The organism is Acidovorax sp. GW821-FHT09B03, from assembly GCF_059418305.1.
The window spans coordinates 1-23426 of sequence record NZ_JBWKPP010000007.1; the positions used below are offsets into that span (position 1 = coordinate 1).

Genomic DNA, 23426 nt, shown 5'->3' on the forward strand with positions numbered 1-23426 from the left:
AGTGGACCGCCACCGCTGATTCGATCCTCGAAAAGTTGCATCGACTTTGCTCACGTATCAGCGGGACAGCACACTAGCAGGGCTTGCCCCTCCTGCCACTCACCCATTCCTGCGACGGATTCCCCATGCAGATTAATCTTCCAGTCACCCACCGTGAGCACGACCATCCCGGTACCGAGTCCCTGGTATCGATGACGGATCGGCAAGGGGTCATCTCGCACTGCAACCACGCCTTCACTGCGCCATTTGCAAAGGGCCTCTCTGCATAGAGCCCTAATGGAATCGGTGGTGGTCCAGCGCCCAGCGCCCCAGCACCCGGTAGGCCCCGCCCGAGCCCAGCCGGTTGTACAGCAGCTGGAACTCGCGCACCGTCCAGCACAGCGGTTCCACGGGGTGCGCCGGCACGTCGCGGGGGCTGTAGTACAAGGTCATGTGGGGCGTGATGACCGGTGCGCTGCGCGTGAAGTGCGGCTGCGGCCAGGCCGACTGCAGCGCATCATGCAGCGCCTGGTACAGCGCCAGGAAGCCGGCCACCCCCTCGCCCTCGCCGCACAGCACCTGCGGGCGGTTGCCCCGGCGCCGGTGAAAGCTCAGGAAACGGTCGAGCCGGATATTGAAGGCCGGCATGTCCACCCCGCTGGCGGCCCTCGCCGCCCACAGGGCCAGGGCTTCGGAAAACTCGGCATGCCAGTTCAGCGAGACCAGGGTCAGGTGCAGGCGCTCGGTGCGCACCTCGCTGCCGGCCAGCTGGTGGCGTGCGATCAGGTCCCGTCGCATGCGGTCGGCAGACCATGCCGTGGCCGGGTCCGCCAGCACCGCGAAGAAGAGGTGGTGGGGCCGGGCACGCCGCTCGGGGGCGGGCTGGGGGTGCGGCCGGGAGGGGCGCGGCTCGGCAGGTTCCACCCCGGGCAAGGACAGCTGGTGTGGCATGGCATGGCTCCATGGACTGGTCACCACACTAGCGCTCGCGGGCCCGCTTGTCCAGTGCGCTGCGGGAACAGATGTAACTAGGGCCTGTTCATGCCCGCGCCCGTCAGTCCATTCCCGTCTTGCCTGGTGCCCAGTAGGCCTTGGCCAGGATGTGCGAAGACGGCACCCCATGCCCCTTGAGTGCCTGGCGCACCTGCTGGATCGACTGCGCCCGGCCCGTGAGCACGAACCGCGTGCCATCGCCACTGCACTGCGACCACAAATCGCCGATGGCCTGTACCCGCCGCAGCTCGTCGCGGCGCTCGACCACCAAGGCAGGCACCACGCCCAGCGCCTGCAGGGCCAGGCGGGCTTCGGCTTCGGATTCCACCTCGAACACGCAGCGGGGCGCTGCCCCGCCGGCCATGGCCACCGCCACGGCGGCGGCCAGGCCGAACGAGGTCTCATCGCCATGCAGCACCACCGGCCCGGCGAGATCGCCCAGCGCCAGCGAGCGATGCGGCCCGAAGACCTGGCAGGCATCGGCGGCCCGCACGCGGCGCAACCAGTCGCTGCCGGGCCCCGCGCCGTGGGCATATCCCAGGATGCGCGTGCGCCCGCGTTCGGCATCGAACACGATGGGGGTGAAGGTGCGTGCCGTGAACGGCCCCGCCACCTTGACCTGCAGCTTGTGCCCGGGCGCCCAGGCCGCGCCCTGCAGGGCATCGCCCTCCAGGTCTATGAGCCGAAAACGTTCCGACACCTGCTCGACCGCTGCCACCCGCGTGTTGCGCAGCAGCAGCCGGTCGAAGGTGCGCTCCAGCAGGCCCGGCTGGCGTTGCTCAGTAAAGGGCATGCCGCACCTCGCGGTCGTAGTGCGCGTTGATCTGCCCCACCTGCTCGTCGCCGATCTGCGTGGTGGCACCACCCAGCCGCGTGAGTTCGGCCAGCATCTGCCCCACCGTGGGCACGCTGGCCCGGTCCACCTGCGATGCCGGGGCCCAGAGTTTGGCGCGGTTCACCGCCTTGCCGCAGTGCATGAGCACCTCGGTGATAGCCACCACCGTGGCGGTCTTGGGCGTGCGCCCCTGCTCCGCCAGCTCGGCCAGCAGCTCGGGGGCGGTGGACACCCTGCCGTGGCCATTGATGCGCAGGAACACCTCCAGCCCCGGAAAGATGAACAGCATGCCCACGCGGTCATCGCGCTCCAGGTTGCGCAGGGACTCGATGCGGTTGTTGCCCGGCCAGTCGGCAAAGGCCACGGTGTGCGCATCGAGCACGTGTACGAAGCCTGGCGGGCCGCCGCGCGGCGAGGCATCGAGCCCCTGGCCACTGCCCGTGGCCAGGCAAAAGAAGGTGGCGGCCTTGAGGTAGCTTTCGTGGCCACCGATGAGACGGTCGAGCACCGCCTTCTGGATCATCTCGGACGGCGGCGAGTACAGCGCATCGAGGTCGGGGGCATCTGCTGCCACCGGCTGTGGCACAGGTTGCTCGACCAGGGCGCGCAGTTGCGGGTCCCGGACCTCGAGCACGTCGAACAGCCCCAGCGCGCGCAGTGCTGGCGCCAAGGCTTCGATGTCGCCCGCGGCAGCCGCGCGGGCCTCGGTGGATGCGCCGGGGTCCCGCAGTACCCGTGCATTGGCGAGGAAGGCCCCCACCGATCCCTTGCGGACGGTGACGCCGCCCACCTCCACTTCGTTGACATGGTCCGGAAGAACATCCTGTGCGCGCATGGTCTGGCTCCTGTTGATGCGATGCAAACAAGAATAAGATGCATTCAATTGGCGGCTGTAGACTGGATACGCCATTTGATTGCTCAAATCCGCCATTTTCGCAGCCGCCACCGCATCCCCTGCCCCCCATGTCCGACCTGAAGCTCGACCTCGCCACCATCGACGCGCCCGACGGCCCGCTGGTCATTGCCCTGGCCGGCACGCAGGACGGCGAGCGCATGTCCGAGCCGCACCAGCACGCGCGCGGCCAGCTCTTCGGCTCGCTGCGCGGGCTGATCTCGGTGAAGGTGCAGGATGCCGTGTGGGTGGTGCCCGCCATCCATGCCGTGTGGCTACCGCCGCACCACCTGCATGCGGCCCAGTCGCATGGGCCCTTCCATGGCTGGAGCGTGTACGTCGAACCGGCCGCCTGCCAGGGCCTGCCCGCCAGGCCCTGCACGCTGCGCACCTCGGGCCTGCTGCGCGAGGCCGTGCTGCGCGCGGCCGAGTGGCCGCTGGGCCCGCTCGATGCCGGCCAGTCGCGCGTAGCCGGGGTGATCCTGGACGAAATCCGCAGCCTGCCGGTCGAGCCCCTGGGCCTGCCCCTGCCCAAGGATGCACGCCTGCTGCGCATTGCGCGCGCGCTCATCGCCGACCCGGCGGACGGGAGCGACCTGGAGGCCTGGGCCCGGTGGGCGGCCCTGAGCTCGCGCACGCTGAGCCGGCGCTTCGTGGAGGAAACCGGCTTCAACTTCACCGCCTGGCGGCAGCGCGCGCGGCTGCTGCGCTCGCTCGAGATGCTGGCCACCAACGTGCCCGTGAACAGCATCGCGCTGGACCTGGGCTATGCCACGGCCAGCGCGTTCATCACCCTGTTCAAGCGCAGCTTCGGCGAGACCCCGGCAGCGTACCGGCAGCGGCTGTGAGCGGGCGCCTTACCTTGCTTGGCTTGATGCCTATACCTGCACCGTGAGGTAGACGCCCTCGCGCCCCACCACCGGGTCGCGCGTGGGCATGAAGATAGTGCAGTCGTCGCAGGGCGAACGGATCTCCTTGTCGCCGTCCACCGCGATCAGCTCGCCCTCGGCAAAGGTCTCGAAGCCGATGACCGGCCGCGTGAAGGCGAACTGCGGTGTCTGCACCAGGTGCACCTCCAGCAAGCGGAAACGCCGCGCGGGTGCGCTGTCGGCCGGTGCAGGCAGGGCGTCGATGAGCCCGTGGTGCGCCAGGAAGCGCAGCGTGACGTCGGTGGCCAGGTCGGCGGCCGACCGGGCGAAATGCTGCCCGCACTCCACCACCACCGCGCCCAGGCTGTCGCTGGCTGAATCGCCGTGGCGCGCATAGGACATGACCCCCGTGCCCGGTGCCGCGCCCGGTGGCATCACCAGGTGGACCAGCGGCTTGCCCACGGCCAGGGTGAGCGCGGCATTGCGCTCGAACTCCGGGTAGACCCAGAAGGGTTGTACCGGCGCGCGTGTGGAGTGGATGTCAAGGATGCTGTCGGCTGCGGCCAGCACCGGGCGCAGCTCGCGCGCACGGCGCAGCTCGGGGCTGTGCTCGCTGCCATCGAGCATGGCGGGCGACCAGATGCGGTTGAGGTTGTGCACCAGCTGGCGGTTCTCGTAGGGCCGCTCGATGTCGAAGGCCTCGTAGGCCTCCACGTTGGCAAAGCCCACCGTGAGCGTGCCGACCTTGGGGCGCACACCGGTATCGAGCAGGTGCGTGGCGGCCACCATGCCGCAGATCTCGTTGCCATGCGTGAGCGCATTGATCAGCACGTGCGGGCCGGGCCGGCCCGAGTCGAAGCGGTGCACGTAGGCTATGCCGGTGTTGCCCTGGCGGTAGGCCGACAGGTCGCGCGGCAGCACCTCCAGGGGCGAGTTGTCGGGGGCGAAAGCGGCTGCTTGCGGCATGGGCTGCTCACTCACCGCGGATGCCCAGGCGCTTAACCAGGTCGCCGTACACCGCCAGGCGCTCGCCCATCATCGCGGTGAACTGTGCGGACGACAGGGCCTCGGGCACCAGCGCGCCGCGCGACTGCAGCGCCTCGACCATGGCGGGCTGCTCGGCCACCGAGCGCACGGCCTTGTACAGCGCGGCCAGGACCTCGGGCGGGGTCTTCGCAGGCGCGGCCAGGCCGATCCACGACGTGGCATTGACCACGGGGTAGTCCAGCTCGGCAAAGGTGGGCACATCGGGCAGCACGGCCAGGCGCGTGGGCGCGGCGATTGCCAGCGCACGCAGCTTGCCGGCCTGGATCTGGGGCAGGAAGGGGGCGAGGTTGTCGAGCCCGAACTGCACCTCGTTGGCCATCAGCGCGGTGACCAGCGGGCCACCGCCCCGGTAGGGCACGTGCACCGCGTCGAGCTGGGCGGCGTTCTTGAACAGCTCGGCATTGAGCTGCCCCATGCTGCCAGGCCCGGCGCTGCAGAAGTTGAGCTTGCCCGGGTTGGCCTTCACATGCGCGATGAACTCCTTGAGGTTCTTCGCCGGCACGGCCGGGTTGACCACCAACACGTTCGGCGTGCGCGCCAGCTGCGCGATGGAGGCGAAGTCCTTGATCGGGTCGTAGCCCACGTTGGCCTGCGTGAGCGGGTTGGCCAGGTGCGAGCTTTGCGAGGACACGACCAGCGTGTAGCCATCGGCCTTGGCGCGCGCCACCTGGGCGCTGGCGATAGAACCGCCGGCACCGGCGCGGTTGTCCACCACCACCGAGGTGCCCAGCGCCTTGGCCAGCGGCTCGGCATAGAGCCGCGCGATCAGGTCCACCGAGCCGCCCGCAGGGAACGGCACCACCAGCGTTACCGGGCGGGACGGAAAGGCCTGCGCACGGGCGGCAAAGGGCAGTGCTGCCGCGGCAGCGGCGACGCCCGCACCCAGGACTTGGCGGCGGCGCAGGGTGGAGGCAGGGGAGGTGGAGTTCATGGGCTTCCTGGGGTGGTAGAACAGTGGCAGGGGAAATTTGAAGATATTTTTGCAGTTTGATTTCAATTTTGCAACAACACACGCAAAATGGACATTGCCCCGATCTGCGCACAATCCCATGGCCATGAACCTGAACCAACGCATCGCCAGCTACGGCAAGAAGCTCACGAAGAGCGAGCAGCGCCTGATCGCCGAACTGCAGGCCCAGCACCCGCAGGGCCTGCTCGAATCGGCCACCCAGCTGGCGAAGAAGGTGAACACCAGCGCATCCACCGCGGTGCGCCTGCTCATCAAGCTGGGTTACGAAAGTTATGCGCAGGCGCAGATGGAGGCCCGCTCGGAGGTGACGGCCCTGCTCGCCACACCGGGCACGCGTGCCGATGCCGTCATCGGCGACGACACCTCCATCCGCTCCTGCCTGGACAATGTCCTGCTGCACGACCAGCACAACCTGGCCACCACCTTCGCCGCGCTCGACGTGGAGGCCTTCGAGGCCACGGTGCGCCTGCTCACCCAGCGCAAGGCGCGCGTGCACGTGCTGGGCCAGCGCCACGGTGCCCCCATCGCCAGCCACCTGGCCCTGCACCTGAACCTGTGCCTGCCCGATGTGCGGCTGATGACCTCGGCCAGCCCCCTGCCCATCGAAGACGAGATGCTCTGGATCGGCGAGCACGACGTGCTGCTGGCCCCCACCTTTCGCCGCCATTCGCTGGCCATCACGCGCGCCGCGAAATACTTCAAGGAGCAAGGCGCCCAGGTGGTGGTGGTGACCGACACCCCCACCGCGCCGCCCGTGGTCTCGGCCGACCACGTGCTGCTGGTGCGCACCTCCAGCGCATCGCCGTTCGACTCGTACACCGCGGCGCTGTCGGTGTCCAACGCGCTCATCATGGCCGTGGCCCAGCGCCGCAAGAAGCAGCTCGGCGCAGCGCTGGAGCGCGGCGAAGCCCTGTGGGCCAAGCACTGGAAGGAAAACCCGGGCTGAGGGCCGCTTGCGGGAACTCGCGCCCCGCCCCGCGCATCCCATGGCGATGCACACCACCGCCCTGCCCCGGCGCACCGTCGCCGCCGCCCTGGTCGCCGCCCCTGCGCTCTGGCTGGGCGTGCGCGCCCAGCCAGCCGCCGCGCGCATCGCCACCCCATCGCAGACCGAGGGGCCGTTCTACCCCGTGCGCCTGCCCGACGATGCCGACCATGACCTGCTGCGCAACGGCCCGCTGAGCTACCGCGGCGGCCAGCCGGCCTGGGTGGAAGGCACAGTGACCGACCTGGCGGGCAAGCCCGTGCGCGGCGCGCAGGTCGAGATCTGGCAGTGCGACGAACACGGCCACTACCACCACCCGGGCGACGGCGGGCGCGCCGATGCCGCCTTCCAGGGCTTCGGCCGGGTGACCGTGGGGCAGGATGGGAGCTACCGCTTTCGCACCATTCGCCCTGTGCCCTACAGCGGGCGCACGCCGCACGTGCACTTCAAGGTGCGCCTGGGCCCGCGCGAGCTGCTGACCACGCAGCTCTACGTGGCCGGCGATGCGGGCAACGCCCGCGACGTGCTGTGGCGCAACCTGCCGCAGGCCGCACGGGATGCGATCACCGTGCCGTTCACGCGCGGTGCAGATGGACTGCAGGCGCGCTTTCCGATCGTCGTGGCGGCCTGAGCGCGGGCAGGTTCACTACTTGCGGCGGTAGAAGACCATGCCTCCGTGGTGCAGTTCGTCGGCGTTGACGAAGGTGCCGTCGGCAGTGAAGCCCGTGTCGTCCCAGTACGCAATGCGGTTTCCCCGCACTTCATAGCGCCCCTGGTAAGCACTGGCGCGCGTGCCACGCGCCTCGTCATAGCGGCCATTGGGCAGCAGCTCCTGGCGGATCTGGCCATCGCCAGTCACCCACATGCCGTGGTACTTCGACGCATCCGACGGTGTGGTGGCCAAGGCGGGCTGGCGCGCAGCCATGGCCGCAAGCACCGACCCGGCCAGGACCAGCGCAAACGTGGAATGGGAAAGGTAGTTCGTCATAGTGAAATTTCCTGTTGGTTCACACCGCCTCAGCCACGCCGCTGCACCAGCGAATCGCCGAAGATCAGCCGCTGCGGCATGGGCATGCCGATGAAGCGTGCGGGGAAGATGGGTGCGATGGCGCTGGCCTCGGTGAGGCGCGCCATCTGCTCCTGCGTCAGCTGCAGGCCCAGCGCGCCGATGTTGTCGAGCGCCTGCTCCAGCGTGCGCGCACCCATCACCGGCGCGGTCACTGCGGGGTTGGCCAGCGTCCAGGCAATGGCCACCTGCGAGGCGCTGGCCCCCACCTCGCTCGCGACCTGCTGCACCACCTCGGCAATGTCCAGCGCGCGCTCGGTCATGTGGCCCGACGAGGCGATCACGCCCTTGCGCGATGCCGACACACCTGCCTCGGCCTGCTGCGCCAGGTCGCTGCGGGTGTACTTGCCGGCCAGCAGCCCCCCGCCCAGTGGCGACCAGGGCAGCACGCCCAGCCCCAGCGCGGCCGCCATGGGGATCAGCTCGTGCTCCACCGTGCGCTCGAGCAGGCTGTATTCGATCTGCAAGGCCACCAGCGGCGCCCAGCCGCGCAGGTCAGCCAGGGTCTGCAGGCGTGCGATCTGCCAGGCGGGCGTGTTGCAGATGCCCACGTACAGCACCTTGCCCGAGCGCACCAGGTCATCCAGGCCGCGCATCACCTCCTCGGGCGAGGTGGTGAAGTCCCAGGCATGCAGGTAGAGCAGCTCGATGCGGTCGGTGTCGAGCTGGCGCAGGCTGGCCTCGACCGAGCGCTGCAGGTTCATGCGGTGGTTGCCACCCGAATTAGGGTCGGCCGGGTCGCGCGCCATGGTGAACTTGGTGGACAGCACCAGCCGGTCACGCCGGCCCTTGATGAGCCCGCCCAGGATGCGCTCCGAAGCGCCGCCCGTGTAGTTGACCGAGGTGTCGATGAAGTTGCCGCCCTGCTCCACATACAGGTCGAAGATGCGACGCGACTCGTTGCCATCGGCGCCCCAGCCCCAGTCGGTGCCGAAGGTCATGGTGCCCAGCGCCATGGGCGAAACGCGCATGCCTGATCGTCCGAGCAGGCGGTAGTGATTGAGTGCATTGGGTGCGGTCATGAAAGGCTTCCTTTCAAGCAGGTTGGTATGGAAAGAAGTGTTGCCGCGACCCCGCCCCAGGGCGTAGAACATTCGTCCGCCGTTCTTGCACGATCATCCAGCCCCGCGTGCCACGCGCCCGCAGCGGGTGGACAATGGCAGCCATGCATTCGCAACTCGCCACCCTCGCCGACATCCTGGGCCGCCATACGGCCACCGACGGCATCCACCCCAGCGCCATCCCCGGCGTGGGGCTGATCCGCACCTCGGCGCCCACCATGCCCATGCCCGTGGTGTACGAGCCCACGCTGTGCCTGGTGGCCCAGGGGCGCAAGCGCGCGGTGCTGGGCACCACCGGCTACATCTACGACGCGGCGCAGTACCTGGTGGCGTCGGTGGACCTGCCGGTGATGGGGTCGGTGATCGAAGCCAGCCCCAAGCGGCCTTACCTGTGCCTGGTGCTCGACCTGGACATGGCGCGCCTGAGCGAGCTGGCGCTGCGCCACCCCGCGCACGGCGAAGAGGCGGGATCCCCAGCGCGCGGCATCGCGCTGAGCCAGACCACGCCCGAACTGCTCGATGCCGCCGTGCGCCTGGCATCGCTGCTCGATGCGCCGCAGGACATCGCCGAGCTGGCGCCCCTGGTGCAGCGCGAGATCTTCTACCGCCTGCTCACCGGGCCGGGCAACGGCCTAGTGCGCCAGCTGGCCCAGGCCGACAGCCGGCTCAACCAGATCGCGCGCGCCATTGCCTGGATACGTGGGCGCTACACCGAGGCCTGGAGCATCGACGAACTGGCCGACGTGGCGGGCATGAGCCGATCGAGCTTCCACGTGCACTTCAAGGCAGTGACCTCGATGAGCCCGCTGGAGTTTCGCACCCAGCTGCGCCTGCAGGAGGCACGCCGCATGATGGTGGCCGAGGCCATGGATGCGGCCAGTGCGGGCTTTCGCGTGGGGTATGAGAGCCCCTCGCAGTTCAGCCGCGACTATGGCCGCGCGTTCGGCCTGCCGCCGGCCAAGGATGCGCAGCGCCTGCGGACTGCCACGGCATAGGCCAGACGGACCTCACAGGATGATGTTGTTGCGCGGCCGCAGCAACGGCGGCAGGTCCGTATCGCCCAGCAGCTCGCGCAGCTCCACCTCGACCATGCGGTTGATCTGGGCGATGGGCACATCGTTGGCACCGCCCTCGAACGGGTTCTCGGTGCTGGCGCCGACCTGCTCCAGCGTGGTGTACATCCACGAGACCACCACGCTGAAGGGCACCACCAGCCAGACCATGTGGCCCTGCATCCAGCCGCTGGCCAGCGCATTCAGCGCATCGAATTCCTTGAGCAGCCCGAAGGGCAGCAGCACGCAGAAGAAGCGGATGAAGAAGGTGTTGATGATCGCGTACTGGCGCGGGTACGGAAAATTCTTGATGCGCTCGCTGCGCCCCTGGTGGTCCAGCAGCTCCTTGAGGGCCTTTTCCATCTCGATGAAGAAGTTGATGGGGATCTCGCCGGTCTGGAACAATTTCAAAATTGTGCTGCTCTGATTGGCCAGCAAGGCCGTGGCCTTGTTGCGCGAGGCAAGCACTGCGCGTAGCTCGTCCGCCTCCAAAAACCTGGCCAGCTCCACCTCCAGCGCCGTTTCCTGCTCGGGTACGCAGTAGCGGCGCTGGTACTCGGCATTGGTGCGCTGGTTGGTGCTCTCCCACGCGCGGTGCCGGCGCATCTGGTAGCGCAGGGCCGTGACCCAGGCCAGGTGCCGGTGGACCAGTTGCCGGGTGGCCGCCTCGTTCTTCAGGTAGTCACGGCTCACCAAGCCCCAGGCCCGACTCGCGTTGAGGATGCCAGTCCACACCTGCTGCGCCTCCACCGTGCGGGCATAGGTCTGGGTGTTCTTGAAGCTCACGATGAACGCGGTGGCGGTGCCGATCAGCGCCACCACCGTCCAGGGCACGCTCAGCCAACGCCAGTGGGCCAGTTGGTACAGGCAAACGGGCACCAGGCCCAGGGCGATCAGGACATACAGCTCCCGCCGCGTCCAGACCATGAACTCGGAGAGCCGGTATCCCCTGCCAACGTTCATCGTTGCGCCATCCAGGTTTCGAATGTGATGGCGCCCAGGCGCGGCGCGTCGCCCGGCGTGAGCGATGCGTCATCGAGCTGCACGCCGAAATACGGCGCCGCCGCATCGGCCACCACGGTGCGCGCATCGCCGATGGCCGCCAGGTAGCGCCGCACCAGCGCGGCCAGCCCCACGCGCTCGGGCCCGGCGATCTCGATGGTGCCGTTGACCGGGGCGCCCAGCGCTGCATCGGCCATGGCGGCGGCCACGTCGTCGGACGCGATGGGCTGCACCAGCGCGGGCGACAGGCGCACCGTCTGCCCCTCGGTGCCCGCCTGGGCGATGCCGGAGAGGAACTCCATGAACTGCGTGGCATGCACGATGGTGTAAGGGATGGCGGCCGCCTTGATGAGTTTTTCCTGCGCCAGCTTGGCGCGGAAGTAGCCGCTGCCCTGCAGCCGCTCGGTGCCCACCACCGACAGCGCCACGTGGTGCCGCACCCCGGCCGCCGCCTCGGCCGCCAGCAGGTTGCGGCCCGAGGTTTCGAAGAAGTCGAGCACGGCCTTGTCTTCGAACGAGGGCGAGTTGGCCACGTCCACCACCACCTGGGCGCCGGCCAGCGCCTGGGCCAGTCCTTCGCCCGTGAGCGTGTTGACGCCCGTGTTGGGCGATGCGGCCACGGCCTCATGGCCGCGCGCGGTGAGCAGCTTGACGAGCTTGCTGCCGATGAGGCCGGTGCCTCCGATGACGACGATCTTCATGGTGTTCCTTAGGGTAAATGCGGTTCGATGCCTCAATGGTAGGATCGTAGCCATCCGTCTCAAATGACCAATACCCCTGAAATCCTGCCAAAACGCGCGCACACCCGGCGCGTGCTGTTCGTCGCCTTCCCCGACGTGGGCCTGCTCGACCTGACGGGTGCGCAGACCGTGTTCTGGGCGGCCACCAAGGCCATGGAGGCACGCGGCCTGCCGGGCTACGAACGCATCACCGCCAGCCCCGCGGGCGGCCTGGTGCGCAGCGCCGAGGGGCTGGAGCTGCAGACTGTTGCGCTCCGCCAGTGCCGCGCCAGCACGGTGGACACGCTCATCGTGCCCGGCTCGCCGCACATGGATGTGGTGCTCGACCAATCCGCCCCGCTGGTGCAGTGGCTGCGGCGCGCATCGGCCAAAACGCGGCGCACGGCATCGGTGTGCAGCGGCGCGTTTTTGCTGGCCGCGGCCGGCCTGCTGGACCACAAGCGCGCCACCACGCACTGGCTCATGTTCGACCGCATGAACGAGCGCTTTCCCACGGTGGAGATCGACCGCGACGCGATCTTCGTGCAGCAGGGCTCGGTGTGGACCTCGGCCGGTGTCACGGCCGGCATCGACCTGGCGATGGCGCTGGTGGAGGCCGATTGCGGCCACGACGTGGCCATGGAGGTGGCGCGCGAGCTGGTGGTGTACCTCAAGCGCCCCGGCGGGCAATCGCAGTTCAGCGCGCTGCTGCGCTCGCAGGCCGACAGCTCCCCCGCTTTCGAGGAGCTCAACCTGTGGATCTGCGCCCACCTGCAGCGTGAGGACCTCACGGTGGAGTTCCTGGCCGAGCGCGCCCGCATGAGCCCGCGCAACTTTGCCCGCCAGTACAAGGAAAAGACCGGCCGCACGCCGGCCAAGGCCGTGGAGGCGTTTCGCCTGGAGGCCGCCAAGCGCCTGCTGGAGGACTCCACCCACCACATCGACCGCATCGCCAGCCAATGCGGCTTTGGCGACGAGGAGCGCATGCGCGTGACCTTTCAGCGCCACCTGGGCGTGGCACCCCGGGACTACCGCAGGCGCTTCGCGCGCAGTTGAGCGTTATCGAAGAAGCGACCCGTCGAGCGCCATGCGCACGGTGCGCACCGTGAGCACGGCCAGGGCAATGCTCAGCGCGCCCAGCAGCGCGATGGCGACCACCCACAGCGGCCCGCTCGCACGGAACTGCGCATACTGCAGCGCCGCATTCGCCAGCGCCGCCATGGGAAAGCTGATGGCCCACCAACCCGGAGTGAACGGGATGCCGCGCCGAAACACTTTGGGCGCCACCACGGCGAACATGAACAGCCCGACATAGAACAGCATGCCGGCAAACCGGTCGATGCCGCCCGCGAGGTTGGCGTATGCCAGAAAGCCCACGGCAAACGGCGCCAGCAGGATCATCAGCGAGGGCGCCATCGCGGGCGGCAGCGGGTCGCGGTGCACCAGCCGGCCAATGATCAGCGTGAGCAGCACCAGCGCCAGCACGGCACCGACGGCACCCGACAGCAGGTTGACCTCCCCCGCCCAGGCCATGGGCATGTGCCCTCCGGTCACGGGGATGTCGAGCGTGGCCACGCACGGCACGATCCAGGCCGGCACGGCGTTCGACGCATCCACCTGGCCCTTGAGCAGGCGCGAGACGACCACGAAGCACAGCACCAGCGTGGCCACCACGCCCACCGTCCACAGGCCCTGCGCAACCGGCGCGCTGTAGGGACCGGCCACGGCCGACAGCAGCAGCACCGAGATGGCGATGGTGCCGAAGAAGTTGCCGGCCACCGGGTGGTGGAACTCGGCGCGCACCGCCTCGGGGTGCTTCACGAGCTTGGCCAGGTAGCCCGCCGAGAGCAGCACGAAAACGCCCAGGGCGAATACCCCGATGGCCTCGCCGATGAAAGCCGGCGTGCCCAGGCTGCCATGCGCCAACCGCCAGGCCAGCGCCAGACCGCTGAGGCCCATGACCGATGCGAACAGGTTGACGGGCAGGTTGCGCACCGAGGCTTGGGTGCGCGGATGAAATGCCGATGGAGAAGGATGGACGGAGGGGGTTTGCACGGTGGGCTCGCTTGGCAGAATTTGCATGGATAGGTAGTTTCTGCCAAACTGGCGCGGCCGTCCCAGGCAAGGCACGTCGTTTTCTGCCAATCACCGGGCCCCTACTGCCATGCGCATCGCCATCCTCGCCTTTCCCCGCTTCCAGCTGCTCGACGTGGCCGGGCCGGCGGACGTCTTTGCCGAAGCGGCGCGCCAGCTCGGCCAGCCCCGCGCCTACCAGGTGCAGGTGCTCAGCGCGAGCGCAGGCCCGCTGCGCAGCAGCAGCGGCCTGCGCATGGCGGTGGATGCCACCGTGGCCACGCACCGCGGCCCCATCGACACCCTGCTCGTTGCGGGCAGCCCCAACCTCGACGACATGGCGGCCGACGCGCCCCTGCAGGACTGGCTGCGCCGCCGCGCACGCACGGTGCGCCGCTATGGCTCGGTGTGCACCGGCGCCTTCGTGCTGGCGGCCAGCGGCCTGCTGGACGGCAAGCGCGTGGCCACGCACTGGAATTCGGCCGCGCGGCTGGCGGCGGGCTACCCCGAGGCCTGTGTCGAGGCCGACGCCATCTACGTGAAAGACGGCAGGCTCTTCACCTCCGCCGGCGTCACCGCAGGCATGGACCTGGCCCTGGCCATGGTGGAAGAAGACCATGGCCGCGAGCTGGCGCTGCGCGTGGCGCGCGAGCTGGTGATGTTTCTCAAGCGGCCCGGCGGGCAAAGCCAGTTCAGCGCCCACCTGGCGGCGCAGACGGCCGAGCGAAGCAACGTGCGCGCGCTGCAGGACCATATCCTGGCCAACCTGAAGGGAGACCTGTCCGTGCCCGCCCTGGCGGCGCACGTTGGCATGAGCGAGCGCAGCTTTGCCCGCACCTTTCGCAGCGAGACCGGCACCACGCCCGCGGAGTTTGTCGAGAACGCCCGGATCGATGCCGCGCGCCGCCTGGCCGAGGAATCGGACCTGCCCGCCAAGCGCCTGGCGGACGCCGTGGGCTACGCGAGCGTGGACGGATTTCGCCGCGCATTCACGCGCCGGCTGGGGGTGAGCCTGGTGGAGTACCGCAGGCGGTTTGCGGGGTGAGCGCGATGGCCTGCCAGCTGCACGGAAACAGACGGGAGCGCCGCTGATACGATAAAGAGCCCCCTGCTGCGGCCCGCAACCCGCCAGCACTCCCGCCAGGGGCACAGCTTGATCGTTCCCAGATGGGCAGGCATGACAATTTCCAAATTGTCATGCATTGACGCCAAGCTGCACGGGCCTATTTACGGCTACGGAACAAGGCAGACGCAGTGCCGTGAGCACGGCCAGCATGCCGCCCCCCGCTAACGCGGCGCATAGCACTGGCCCGCCTCGATGGCCGCAGTGACCACAGGCTCCAGGCTGGCGGGCGTGGTGAAAGTCGACAGCGTTGCCGGGTCGTCCAGCAGGCACAGGTGATTGGCCTTGCGCACCAGCGCCACACGCGTCCAGACCGGGGCAACCAAATGGCCGTATGGGAAGGCCTGGGTGTTGCCCCAGAACACCGCCAGGCCTGCCCCGGCCTCCGAGCGTTGCGGCTGGAACCAGAAGCTGCGGCGGCTGGAGGCTCTCGGGTCAGAAGCAACACCCTCGCCATTGCATTGCCCATTGGGGTAATTCACAGTGCCCACGGCCACGTCAACCGACGACCAACCCTCGCCCCGACTTGAAAGGCGCCACAGGTCTCGCACGCCGCCACTGGCCGAGGCCTGGCACCGGTCGTGCTGCCATTCACCGTCCGGCAGAGTGGACAGCGGCGCACACCGCACCGCCACCGTGTTCACCGCCGCAGCAGCCACCACGTCAGAACCGTTGCGCACCACGCAACCCGAGCCAGCGGGGGCCGTCTTCACCGCCACCAAGTAACTTGCGCCGTTCGCCAGCGGCCTGGCGAAGGTGAACGCACCGTCGGCAGCAACGGCAAGGTCTTCACCGCCCGCATTGGTAAGCACCACGGCCTGGCCAGCAGGCACGCCGCTCACCGTGCCGCCCAGCGTGTAGCCAGCGCCTGCGCTCACGCAGTCAACCCGCACGTTCGTGGGCGTTGCCGTCAAGGTGCCCGCGCCCTGCCCCACGGTGCATTGCTGGCCAGCGGGCTGGGTCTTGACGGTAACGGCATACGCAGCACCAAGCGCCATCGGCTGCGCAAAGGCGAATGCACCGTTGGCGCTGAATGCCAGGTCATCACCGCCGTTGTTTTGCAAGACGAGGGACTTGCCCTGCTCCAGGCCGGACAGCACCCCGGATACAGAACCCAGACCGCCCGAGGGATCGTCCCCACCCCCGCCGCACGCCGCGAGCACGCAGGCCGACAGGGCGCACAGCGCGGTGAGAGAAAGACGCGCAAGGGTGCGCTGGATCAGGGGAGGCAGAGTGAAATGCATGAAGCGTTGTCTATCTGGGTGATGGGCGAAACGAAGACACCGACCGCATTCATTCACTCATTCAGCAACGGTTCGCCGCGCGCAGCAAGGCGTTGCACGACGCGGGAGCGGGAGCAGTAGCAGCGCCACCCCCACCCTGCCCTGCCATGGCCGTGCAGATCGCATCCGACTGCGGCGTCTGGCCGAAGGTCATCGCCTTCGTGAACTGCGAGGGCGAATACATGTAGCAGGAATAGCTGGCGCCCTCGCGCGTGCGAACGCGGTAGTTGATGCGGCCGTTGCTGCCCTCTTCCTTCTGCTGGTCGCTGATGGTGAAGGTGCCGACCTCGCGGCCAATGGCCTGCGACGTGCGCTGCTCGATGCCTTGCTGCGTGACGGTGGTGGCGCAGCCGCACAGGACCAGGAGGGATGCGGCGCATGCAGAGGAGATTCGCGGAAAGGTCATGGGCATGATGTAGGCGGTAGAGATGGAGAATGGCCAGTTGCATTGCGCGTTGCCCTGTGCGAGCGTGGGCAATACGGTCCAGGCCATTGTGGAAGCGCATCGCGGGCTGGGAAACCCTACCCAGGTGGGGTTTGCATCGGCGGTGTGATCCGTGTAAAGCATCGGTCACGGCCCTTCGGTCGAATTCATGCTTCAAAGGTCAGGGCCCGATGCATGCATCGTTTAGCGTGGGACTCGGGCTCCCGCCAGCCGTCCCCGTGCGCGAGGTGAATGAATCGCGGCATCCGAGATGCGTCTGGTTGCGACCGCGTCATTGGTGAGAAATTGCAGCCAGGACATGCCTTGCTAGCACTGGTAGTTGCAGGGTTTGGGCGAGACCGTCTTTTGTGGTTTTTTACCAGTTACAGTTGTACGCAATGGACGCTGCTCACCAAATCGCGACCCTCTACCTAGGGTGAGCAATCAAACAAGACTCTGAACTTTTAAATGGATCACTCAACACACAACAAGATCGTCTCGTTCATCTGGTCAATCGCCGACGACTGCCTTCGTGATGTTTTTGTTCGCGGCAAATACCGCGATGTCATCCTGCCGATGTTCGTGCTTCGGCGCCTGGACTGCCTGCTGGAGCCTTCCAAAGACAAGGTGCTGGAAGAGGTGCGCTTTCAGCGTGAAGACGCAGACATGGCCGACCTCGACCCGCACGGTTTGCGCGAAGCCTCCGGCTACGTCTTCTACAACACGTCAAAGTTCACTCTTAAGTCGCTGCTGGGCAATCCGTCGCAGTTGGAAGCCAACCTCAAGAACTACCTTGATGGCTTCTCGGACAACGTGAAAGAGATCGTCGATAAGTTCGACCTGCGCAACCAGATTCGCAAGATGGCGCAGTCGGACGTGCTGCATGACGTGATCGAGAAGTTTGTGTCTGAGGAGATCAACCTCAGCCCCGCTGATCGCAAGGGGCCAGATGGCCGCACGCAGCCAGGTCTGTCAAACCTGGGCATGGGCTACGTGTTTGAAGAACTGATCCGCAAGTTCAACGAAGAAAACAACGAAGAGGCCGGGGAGCACTTCACCCCGCGTGAGGTCATCAACCTCATGACCAATCTGGTGTTCATCCCGGTGAAAGACCAGCTCCCCAACCCACTCACCATCTACGACCCGGCGTGCGGCAGCGGCGGCATGCTGACCGAGTCGCAAGACTTCGTGACCGATGCCGAAGGAGAGATCAAAGCCAAGGTGGGCGTATTCCTGTACGGCAAAGAGATCAACCCAGAGACATATGCCATCTGCAAGTCCGACATGATGATCAAGGGCAATGATCCCGAGAACATCAAATTCGGCTCAACGCTGGCAACCAACGACTTCTCAGGCACGCGCTTCGACTTCATGTTGAGCAACCCGCCTTACGGCAAGTCTTGGAAGGGTGACCAGAAAGGAATCATTGAGGGCAAAGAGGTTCTCGATCACCGCTTTCAAGTCAATCTTTCGGACTACACCGGTGAGACATTTGACTTCTACCCCGCCACCCCGCGCTCATCGGACGGCCAGCTGCTGTTCCTGATGGAGATGGTGGACAAGATGAAACGGCGCTCAGACCTGAGCGGCAAGAACGCCACGCGCTTTTCCGGCTCGCGCATTGCCTCTGTGCACAACGGTTCGGCTTTGTTCACTGGCGATGCTGGCAGCGGCGAAAGCAACATCCGCCGCCACATCATCGAGAGCGACTACCTCGAAGCCATCATCCAGTTGCCCAACAACCTGTTCTACAACACGGGCATCACCACCTACGTGTGGCTGCTGTCCAACCACAAGGCAGAAAAGCGGCAAGGCAAGGTGCAGTTGATCGATGCATCCAACCTCTACCAGAAGCTGCGCAAGAACCTTGGCGAGAAGAACTGCGAATTCACCGCCGAGCACATTCAGCAGATCACCCAGCTCTACCTGGGCCTTGCCGATGATGGTGTAGCCAAGGTCTTCGACAACCGGGACTTTGGCTATTACAAGGTCACAGTGGAACGCCCCTTGCGTCTGGCTGCACAGTTCAGCGCCGAGCGAATTGCCACCCTGCGCTTCACGCCGGGCATGCAAGAGGTCATGGAATGGGTGTATGGCAAGTACGGCGACGAGGTCTACACGGACCTCAAATCCCACGCCGAAGCCATTGAGAACCATCTTGAGCGCGAGGAAATCACCCTCTCGCCCAAGAACCGAAAAGAGCTACTGGCGCAGACCACGTGGCAGGCTCAGCGCGAGATCATGTCGGCCGCACAGCAGATTGCCGCCAAGGTGGGTGCTGACGAACATCTTGATTTCAACTTGTTTGAAACCATGGTGGATGAGTCTTGCGCCGCTTTGAAGTTGAAGCTTCCTACCGCCGAGCGCAAGCAGGTTTTGAACGCAGTGAGCTGGCGCGACCCACGGGCTGCCAAAGTTATAAAAAGGCGGCACAAGCTCACAGGCGCAAAGCTCAAAGATCTACTTGGCGAATTGCAGACAACCGCGGAACGACTTGGCGACTACGGCTATTGGCCTAGCAACACTGCGGGCGAGTTCATCGAATACGAGCCAGACAGCGAGTTGCGCGACACCGAGAACGTGCCGCTGGCTAAGAGCAACACGCCTACTGCCTCCAGTGTCATCCACGAATACTTCATCCGCGAGGTGCGCCCACACGTTGACGAAGCTTGGATTGCCCTCGACAAGACGGTGATCGGCTACGAAATCAGCTTCAACAAGTACTTCTACCAGCACAAGCCTTTGCGCAGCCTCGAAGAAGTAAAGGCGGAAATCCTGGCCCTGGAAGCTGAAACCGATGGCCTGTTGAAGCAACTGATCAGCTTTGTATCGGGAGCCAAGTGATGCAAGAGATTCAAGCCAAAACCCGCAGCGTAAGGGAGCTGCTCAGCGATACCAAGTACGGTATCGACTACTACCAGCGCGAGTACAAGTGGCAAAAAAAACAGATGGAAGAGCTGGTCACAGACCTGACCGGCGCATTCCTGGATGAGTACCTGCCAACGCACGAGCGCAAAGACGTTGCTGGCTATGGGCACTATTTCTTGGGCTCCATCGTTATAAGCCAATCTGAGGACAAGAAGCATATTGTTGACGGCCAACAGCGCCTCACCAGCCTTACGCTCTTGCTCATTTACCTGCACAACATCCAAAAGCGCAAGACAAGCAGCGTTGCGGTTGAGAAGATGATCTTCTCGGACGAGTATGGCGAAAAGTCTTTCAACCTTGATATTCCCGAACGCAACGAGTGCATGAATGCCCTCTTTGAATCAGAAGGTGCCGGATACGACACAACAGGCCAAGCCGAATCCATGCAGAACCTGATGGATCGGTATGCCGATATTGGCGAAGCCTTCCCGGCCGAGATCGCAGACACGCCTGCGCTACCGTACTTTGTTGATTGGCTGCGCAACAAGACCCAGCTGGTCGAAATCAGCGCCTACGCAGATGCCGACGCCTACACCATCTTCGAGACCATGAATGACCGTGGCCTCTCCTTGAGCAACACCGACATGCTCAAGGGCTACCTGCTGGCCAGCATCACCGATGCGACCAAGCGAGCAGAGGCCAACAAGGAAATCAAGCAGTGGCTGTTGACCTTTGCCAAACGGGACAACGAGCGTGACACCAAAGAATCCGAGGCTGATTTCTTCAAGGCATGGCTGCGCGCCAAGTACGCAGGCGACATCCGCGAGCGGAAAAAAGGTGCAAAGCCAGAGGACTTTGACCTGATCGGCACGGAGTACCACCGCTGGGTACGCACCAACCACGAATTGGTGGGTCTCAACGTCAGCGAAGACTTCAACCGCTGGGTGCGACAAGACCTGCGCTTCTTTGCCCGTGTGTACTTGGAATTGCTGGAAGCCTGCGAGAGCTTGAAACCGGGGCTTGAGTCCGTTCGCTTCAATGCCGACCACGGCTTCACCCAGCAGTTTCAGGTGCTGCTGGCACCGCTGCTGCCATCTGATGACGACGCCACGGTCAAGGCCAAGCTTCGCCTTACCGCTGACTATCTGGACTGCTGGCTGAATCGCCGCCTGTGGAATTTCAAGTCCATCGACTACTCGACCTTGCAGTACGCCACCTTCCTGCTGACCAAGGAACTGCGCAACCTGTCGCTGGAGGCATTGCGCGAGAAGCTGATTGCACGCCTGACCAGTGACGAAAAGGAATTCCCGCTGGAAGATCAGCCGTCGCTGATTAACTGGAATGCCAAGAGCCTGCATCGCCAGCTGGCCCGCTTTACCCACTGGGTTGAAGAACAAAGCGGCCAGCCGGGGCGCTACCTTGAATACATCGTGCGCTCAGGTAAAAACGCCTACGAGATCGAACACCTGTGGGCCAACCACTTCGAGCGCCATACAGATGAATTCGCCCATGCGCAAGAATTCGCCAGCTACCGCAACCGCATCGGCGGCCTTGTTTTGTTGCCCAAGAAGATCAATGCCAGCCTGAACGACAAGACCTTTGCCGACAAGGTCGCGCACTATCAGAAGGAAAACCTGCTGGCTCGCTCGCTGCACAGCGCCTGCTACCAGCACAACCCCGGTTTCCTGCAACTCATGGCACACACGGGGTTGCCATTCAAGTGGTTCGATGAGTTCAAGAAGGCCAGTTTTGACGAACGCTATGCCGCCTACCAAGGCATCGCCAGGCAGTTATGGTCACTGAGCCGCTTGCAGGAGGTGGCGGATGCAACAGTATGAGAATTACAAACCCAGCGGTGTAGCGCGTCTGGGGGAAATCCCCGAGCATTGGGATCTCAAAAGGGTCAAGCACATCCACACGGTCAATCCATCAGGAAATTCCTCAAGGACAGGCGAATTGGTTACGTTTGTTCCGATGGAAGCAATGAACAACGATGGCACCTTCGATATTCACCGCCAAGGGCTTAGACAGCTATTTGGTCCATCACTTACTGAGTTTCAAGTCGGCGATGTTCTGCTGGCAAAGATCACACCCTGCTTTGAAAACGGTAAGGGTGCACTTATCAGTGATTTGCCCACACCGAAAGGAATCGGGTCAACCGAGTTTCATGTTTTTCGACCTTCGGCGACGATAAACCCGAAGTTCACCTACTACCTACTGCACAACGACGCATTCCGGGTAGCTGCAGTTCCTTTTATGGAAGGCACTGCGGGTCAAAAAAGAATTACGACTCCGTTTGTAAAAAATCTACGAATAGCGTTACCGCCCCGCCAAGAGCAAGATCGCATCGTCACCTTCCTCGACCGGAAAACCACTGAAATTGATGCTGCGATTGCAAAGAAGAAGCGATTGATTGATTTGTTTCAAGAGCAGAAGGACATTCTGATTACTCAAGCTGTTACCAGAGGTCTAAATCCAATGGCACGTATGCGCGACAGCGGCGTTACGTGGATTGGTCAAGTGCCTGCTCATTGGCAGGAAATGGCAAACCGTACGCTTTTCCGCGAACGCAATGAGTCCGGCCATTCCGATTTTCCGATTCTTTCTGTTTCACTTCATACGGGAGTGTCAGACGAAGAACAGGATGGCACCGAGAACGTACGGGCAAAAATCCGCATTGAAGACAAAACCAGCTACAAGCGGGTTCGACCCGGTGATGTCACGTACAACATGATGCGTGCATGGCAAGGAGCTATTGGCGTAGTCCGTGTTGATGGTCTTGTCAGTCCTGCATACGTGGTAGCCGCCCCTCTCGCCACAATCAACGGCGCTTATTTTGAGTATCTCTATCGCACGCATGGATTCATTCGAGAAATGGACCGCTACTCGAAAGGGATCACCGACTTCAGAAAGCGGCTGTACTGGGATGAATTCAAACAGCTTATTTCCCTCCTGCCGCCGCTGGACGAGCAAATTCAAATAGCAGCCTACGCTGAGCAGGTCATCAATAAAACATCAGCTCTGACAGAAAAGATTCGGAATCAGATTGATGCACTGAATGAATTTCGCGCATCATTGATCGAAAATCTGGTAACAGGAAAAATAAAAGTCTAAAGAGAGTTCATCATCTTGTTCGTCGAACCAATCATCAGTGAGCAATGGGTACTAAACGGGCAACCTCACATGGAGCGTCCAGACGCTGAGGATGTGCTGTACATCAAGCCACTGCTGCAAAGCCGTGGGAAAACTACTGCGGGCACGTCGATACTTCATTCACTTATTCTCGACAACAACGTTTTTAATGATCTTGTCGAGAATCGCAGGCCTGAAAACAATACATTCATCGCGGATCTATTGCGCAGTACCCCAATTGAATTAAATCCAACCTTTGCGATGATTGAGCAGAGGCAGACCTATGCTGGTGCCCCGGAAAAACTAAAAGAATACGCTGACCTTCTTGAACGTACTTTCGGATGGTCCGCAGCAAAAGTCGGATCGGCCGAATTCGAGACATCGCTCGCTGAGTCAAGGGTGGCGATCAGAACCAACATCGAGTTGTTGTCGGGCTATCTTGCCGCAACTGTCTATTTGTATCACCAAACTGCCCCTGCCAGCGAAAAGCTGAAGTGGCTGGCTGGCATGGTGGAAAACTCAGACCTCCCGTTCTTTCAGCTCCATTTTTACTTCGCGGCGCTGGTATTCCTTGCCGCGGAGTCGCCATCACTATTTCACCCAAAAGATCTGAAGAAGATCAAAAGTGATATGAAAATTGCCTCCAGCTATGAGGAGCAGAAGGCGAAGCTCTCAAATCTGTCTAACGACTTGGCCTTGCCAACACTGGCAATATTTCCGGCAGCAAATTTAGGGAATGCACTTGTTTTTCCATACGTAGCAACGCGCGACAGGCTCGTTCAGCTATTTCTGAGCGAGATCAGTTGCCAGATGATTGTGGATGCTGGCAATGGCCGGGCAAATGGCTCTTGGGTGCTGAAAAGCACGGGCATTATCAAGACGAATCTGGGTGACGCGGTGGAAGCGCATATCCCCCGTCGCTACGTCGCATCTTCAAAGGACGACGTGGCTGTACGTAAGGTAAGACTGGGAGCCTTCACTGAGCAGTACACAAAGCTCTGCGTTGATTCGAAGATAGACAGCAAAGCAGTATAAGAATTCAATAGGGAACAA

Annotated in this window: 22 protein-coding genes; 10 read left to right on the plus strand and 12 right to left on the minus strand. The window is 64.1% G+C overall.

Going from position 1 to position 23426, the window contains the following annotated elements; all coding sequences use genetic code 11:
- Positions 1 to 273: 273 nt before the first annotated feature.
- The 3 genes from AC07PA_RS14490 to AC07PA_RS14500 form a co-directional block, all read right to left on the minus strand.
- Positions 274 to 930, minus strand: a complete 657-nt coding sequence (locus tag AC07PA_RS14490) for a 2'-5' RNA ligase family protein (RefSeq protein WP_494608423.1) — start codon at positions 928 to 930, stop codon at positions 274 to 276.
- 103 nt (positions 931 to 1033) lie between these two features.
- Positions 1034 to 1765, minus strand: coding sequence for a siderophore-interacting protein (locus AC07PA_RS14495; RefSeq protein WP_494608424.1), 732 nt, complete (start codon positions 1763 to 1765; stop codon positions 1034 to 1036).
- A complete protein-coding gene (locus tag AC07PA_RS14500; protein WP_494608561.1) occupies positions 1752 to 2408 on the minus strand; it encodes a pyridoxamine 5'-phosphate oxidase family protein in 657 nt (218 codons plus the stop codon). The genes AC07PA_RS14495 and AC07PA_RS14500 overlap by 14 nt, the downstream gene beginning before the upstream one ends.
- A gap of 362 nt (positions 2409 to 2770) precedes the next feature.
- On the opposite strand from AC07PA_RS14500, the gene AC07PA_RS14505 reads away from it, so the two are divergent.
- Positions 2771 to 3547, plus strand: a complete 777-nt coding sequence (locus tag AC07PA_RS14505) for an AraC family transcriptional regulator (RefSeq protein ID WP_494608425.1) — start codon at positions 2771 to 2773, stop codon at positions 3545 to 3547.
- Positions 3548 to 3577: 30 nt separating this feature from the next.
- On the opposite strand, the gene AC07PA_RS14510 is transcribed toward AC07PA_RS14505, so the two are convergent.
- Complete coding sequence (locus AC07PA_RS14510; protein WP_494608426.1) at positions 3578 to 4534, minus strand: M14 family metallopeptidase; 957 nt, start codon at positions 4532 to 4534, stop codon at positions 3578 to 3580.
- A gap of 7 nt (positions 4535 to 4541) precedes the next feature.
- A complete protein-coding gene (locus AC07PA_RS14515; protein WP_494608427.1) occupies positions 4542 to 5546 on the minus strand; it encodes a Bug family tripartite tricarboxylate transporter substrate binding protein in 1005 nt (334 codons plus the stop codon).
- A 124-nt stretch (positions 5547 to 5670) separates the two neighbouring features.
- Here AC07PA_RS14515 and AC07PA_RS14520 point away from each other — a divergent pair, with 124 nt between their 5' ends.
- Both AC07PA_RS14520 and AC07PA_RS14525 read left to right on the plus strand, forming a co-directional pair.
- Complete coding sequence (locus AC07PA_RS14520) at positions 5671 to 6531, plus strand: MurR/RpiR family transcriptional regulator (protein ID WP_494608428.1); 861 nt, start codon at positions 5671 to 5673, stop codon at positions 6529 to 6531.
- 40 nt (positions 6532 to 6571) lie between these two features.
- Positions 6572 to 7201 carry a dioxygenase family protein gene (locus tag AC07PA_RS14525; protein ID WP_494608429.1) on the plus strand — a complete coding sequence of 210 codons (630 nt, stop codon included), beginning with the start codon at positions 6572 to 6574 and terminating at the stop codon, positions 7199 to 7201.
- 15 nt (positions 7202 to 7216) lie between these two features.
- On the opposite strand, the gene AC07PA_RS14530 is transcribed toward AC07PA_RS14525, so the two are convergent.
- A complete protein-coding gene (locus AC07PA_RS14530; RefSeq protein WP_186457931.1) occupies positions 7217 to 7558 on the minus strand; it encodes an Atu4866 domain-containing protein in 342 nt (113 codons plus the stop codon).
- Positions 7559 to 7587: 29 nt separating this feature from the next.
- Positions 7588 to 8658 (minus strand): aldo/keto reductase, encoded by a 1071-nt coding sequence (locus AC07PA_RS14535; RefSeq protein ID WP_494608430.1) that lies wholly within the window; start codon positions 8656 to 8658, stop codon positions 7588 to 7590.
- 143 nt (positions 8659 to 8801) lie between these two features.
- Here AC07PA_RS14535 and AC07PA_RS14540 point away from each other — a divergent pair, with 143 nt between their 5' ends.
- Complete coding sequence (locus tag AC07PA_RS14540) at positions 8802 to 9692, plus strand: AraC family transcriptional regulator (protein WP_494608431.1); 891 nt, start codon at positions 8802 to 8804, stop codon at positions 9690 to 9692.
- 12 nt (positions 9693 to 9704) lie between these two features.
- Here AC07PA_RS14540 and AC07PA_RS14545 read toward each other — a convergent pair whose 3' ends face one another.
- Complete coding sequence (locus tag AC07PA_RS14545; RefSeq protein WP_494608432.1) at positions 9705 to 10712, minus strand: bestrophin family protein; 1008 nt, start codon at positions 10710 to 10712, stop codon at positions 9705 to 9707.
- Complete coding sequence (locus AC07PA_RS14550) at positions 10709 to 11452, minus strand: SDR family oxidoreductase (protein ID WP_494608433.1); 744 nt, start codon at positions 11450 to 11452, stop codon at positions 10709 to 10711. Before AC07PA_RS14550 ends, AC07PA_RS14545 begins: the two co-directional genes overlap by 4 nt.
- Positions 11453 to 11515: 63 nt before the next feature.
- Here AC07PA_RS14550 and AC07PA_RS14555 point away from each other — a divergent pair, with 63 nt between their 5' ends.
- Entirely contained in the window at positions 11516 to 12526 is a 1011-nt protein-coding gene (locus AC07PA_RS14555) for a GlxA family transcriptional regulator (RefSeq protein ID WP_494608434.1), read from the plus strand.
- A gap of 3 nt (positions 12527 to 12529) precedes the next feature.
- On the opposite strand, the gene AC07PA_RS14560 is transcribed toward AC07PA_RS14555, so the two are convergent.
- The gene (locus AC07PA_RS14560) at positions 12530 to 13552 is read right to left on the minus strand and encodes an SLAC1 anion channel family protein (RefSeq protein ID WP_494608435.1); all 1023 of its coding nucleotides are present in this window, start codon (positions 13550 to 13552) and stop codon (positions 12530 to 12532) included.
- 82 nt (positions 13553 to 13634) lie between these two features.
- Between AC07PA_RS14560 and AC07PA_RS14565 the strand changes: the two genes are divergently transcribed.
- A complete protein-coding gene (locus AC07PA_RS14565) occupies positions 13635 to 14588 on the plus strand; it encodes a GlxA family transcriptional regulator (RefSeq protein WP_494608436.1) in 954 nt (317 codons plus the stop codon).
- Between the two features lie 242 nt (positions 14589 to 14830).
- Here AC07PA_RS14565 and AC07PA_RS14570 read toward each other — a convergent pair whose 3' ends face one another.
- The gene (locus AC07PA_RS14570; protein WP_494608437.1) at positions 14831 to 15910 is read right to left on the minus strand and encodes a hypothetical protein; all 1080 of its coding nucleotides are present in this window, start codon (positions 15908 to 15910) and stop codon (positions 14831 to 14833) included.
- A gap of 61 nt (positions 15911 to 15971) precedes the next feature.
- Positions 15972 to 16355: a hypothetical protein gene (locus tag AC07PA_RS14575; protein ID WP_494608438.1), complete on the minus strand. Its 384-nt coding sequence runs from the start codon at positions 16353 to 16355 to the stop codon at positions 15972 to 15974.
- Between the two features lie 486 nt (positions 16356 to 16841).
- On the opposite strand from AC07PA_RS14575, the gene AC07PA_RS14580 reads away from it, so the two are divergent.
- Genes AC07PA_RS14580 through AC07PA_RS14595 form a run of 4 tightly spaced genes read left to right on the plus strand, consistent with a single transcriptional unit; the run spans position 16842 to position 23408 of the window.
- Positions 16842 to 19217 carry a type I restriction-modification system subunit M gene (locus AC07PA_RS14580; RefSeq protein WP_494608439.1) on the plus strand — a complete coding sequence of 792 codons (2376 nt, stop codon included), beginning with the start codon at positions 16842 to 16844 and terminating at the stop codon, positions 19215 to 19217.
- Complete coding sequence (locus AC07PA_RS14585) at positions 19217 to 21079, plus strand: DUF262 domain-containing protein (protein WP_494608440.1); 1863 nt, start codon at positions 19217 to 19219, stop codon at positions 21077 to 21079. Before AC07PA_RS14580 ends, AC07PA_RS14585 begins: the two co-directional genes overlap by 1 nt.
- Positions 21066 to 22355, plus strand: a complete 1290-nt coding sequence (locus AC07PA_RS14590) for a restriction endonuclease subunit S (protein ID WP_494608441.1) — start codon at positions 21066 to 21068, stop codon at positions 22353 to 22355. Before AC07PA_RS14585 ends, AC07PA_RS14590 begins: the two co-directional genes overlap by 14 nt.
- A gap of 15 nt (positions 22356 to 22370) precedes the next feature.
- On the plus strand, positions 22371 to 23408 hold the full coding sequence (locus AC07PA_RS14595; protein ID WP_494608442.1) for a hypothetical protein: 1038 nt from the start codon (positions 22371 to 22373) through the stop codon (positions 23406 to 23408).
- Positions 23409 to 23426: the final 18 nt, after the last annotated feature.

Coding starts and splice junctions, on each gene's coding strand:
- AC07PA_RS14490 (WP_494608423.1), bottom strand. CDS start 930: ATGCCACACCAGCTGTCCTTGCCCGGGGTGGAACCTGCCGAGCCGCGC.
- AC07PA_RS14495 (WP_494608424.1), bottom strand. CDS start 1,765: ATGCCCTTTACTGAGCAACGCCAGCCGGGCCTGCTGGAGCGCACCTTC.
- AC07PA_RS14505 (WP_494608425.1), top strand. CDS start 2,771: ATGTCCGACCTGAAGCTCGACCTCGCCACCATCGACGCGCCCGACGGC.
- AC07PA_RS14510 (WP_494608426.1), bottom strand. CDS start 4,534: ATGCCGCAAGCAGCCGCTTTCGCCCCCGACAACTCGCCCCTGGAGGTG.
- AC07PA_RS14515 (WP_494608427.1), bottom strand. CDS start 5,546: ATGAACTCCACCTCCCCTGCCTCCACCCTGCGCCGCCGCCAAGTCCTG.
- AC07PA_RS14520 (WP_494608428.1), top strand. CDS start 5,671: ATGAACCTGAACCAACGCATCGCCAGCTACGGCAAGAAGCTCACGAAG.
- AC07PA_RS14525 (WP_494608429.1), top strand. CDS start 6,572: ATGGCGATGCACACCACCGCCCTGCCCCGGCGCACCGTCGCCGCCGCC.
- AC07PA_RS14530 (WP_186457931.1), bottom strand. CDS start 7,558: ATGACGAACTACCTTTCCCATTCCACGTTTGCGCTGGTCCTGGCCGGG.
- AC07PA_RS14535 (WP_494608430.1), bottom strand. CDS start 8,658: ATGACCGCACCCAATGCACTCAATCACTACCGCCTGCTCGGACGATCA.
- AC07PA_RS14540 (WP_494608431.1), top strand. CDS start 8,802: ATGCATTCGCAACTCGCCACCCTCGCCGACATCCTGGGCCGCCATACG.
- AC07PA_RS14545 (WP_494608432.1), bottom strand. CDS start 10,712: ATGAACGTTGGCAGGGGATACCGGCTCTCCGAGTTCATGGTCTGGACG.
- AC07PA_RS14550 (WP_494608433.1), bottom strand. CDS start 11,452: ATGAAGATCGTCGTCATCGGAGGCACCGGCCTCATCGGCAGCAAGCTC.
- AC07PA_RS14555 (WP_494608434.1), top strand. CDS start 11,516: ATGACCAATACCCCTGAAATCCTGCCAAAACGCGCGCACACCCGGCGC.
- AC07PA_RS14560 (WP_494608435.1), bottom strand. CDS start 13,552: ATGCAAATTCTGCCAAGCGAGCCCACCGTGCAAACCCCCTCCGTCCAT.
- AC07PA_RS14565 (WP_494608436.1), top strand. CDS start 13,635: ATGCGCATCGCCATCCTCGCCTTTCCCCGCTTCCAGCTGCTCGACGTG.
- AC07PA_RS14570 (WP_494608437.1), bottom strand. CDS start 15,910: ATGCATTTCACTCTGCCTCCCCTGATCCAGCGCACCCTTGCGCGTCTT.
- AC07PA_RS14575 (WP_494608438.1), bottom strand. CDS start 16,355: ATGACCTTTCCGCGAATCTCCTCTGCATGCGCCGCATCCCTCCTGGTC.
- AC07PA_RS14580 (WP_494608439.1), top strand. CDS start 16,842: ATGGATCACTCAACACACAACAAGATCGTCTCGTTCATCTGGTCAATC.
- AC07PA_RS14585 (WP_494608440.1), top strand. CDS start 19,217: ATGCAAGAGATTCAAGCCAAAACCCGCAGCGTAAGGGAGCTGCTCAGC.
- AC07PA_RS14590 (WP_494608441.1), top strand. CDS start 21,066: ATGCAACAGTATGAGAATTACAAACCCAGCGGTGTAGCGCGTCTGGGG.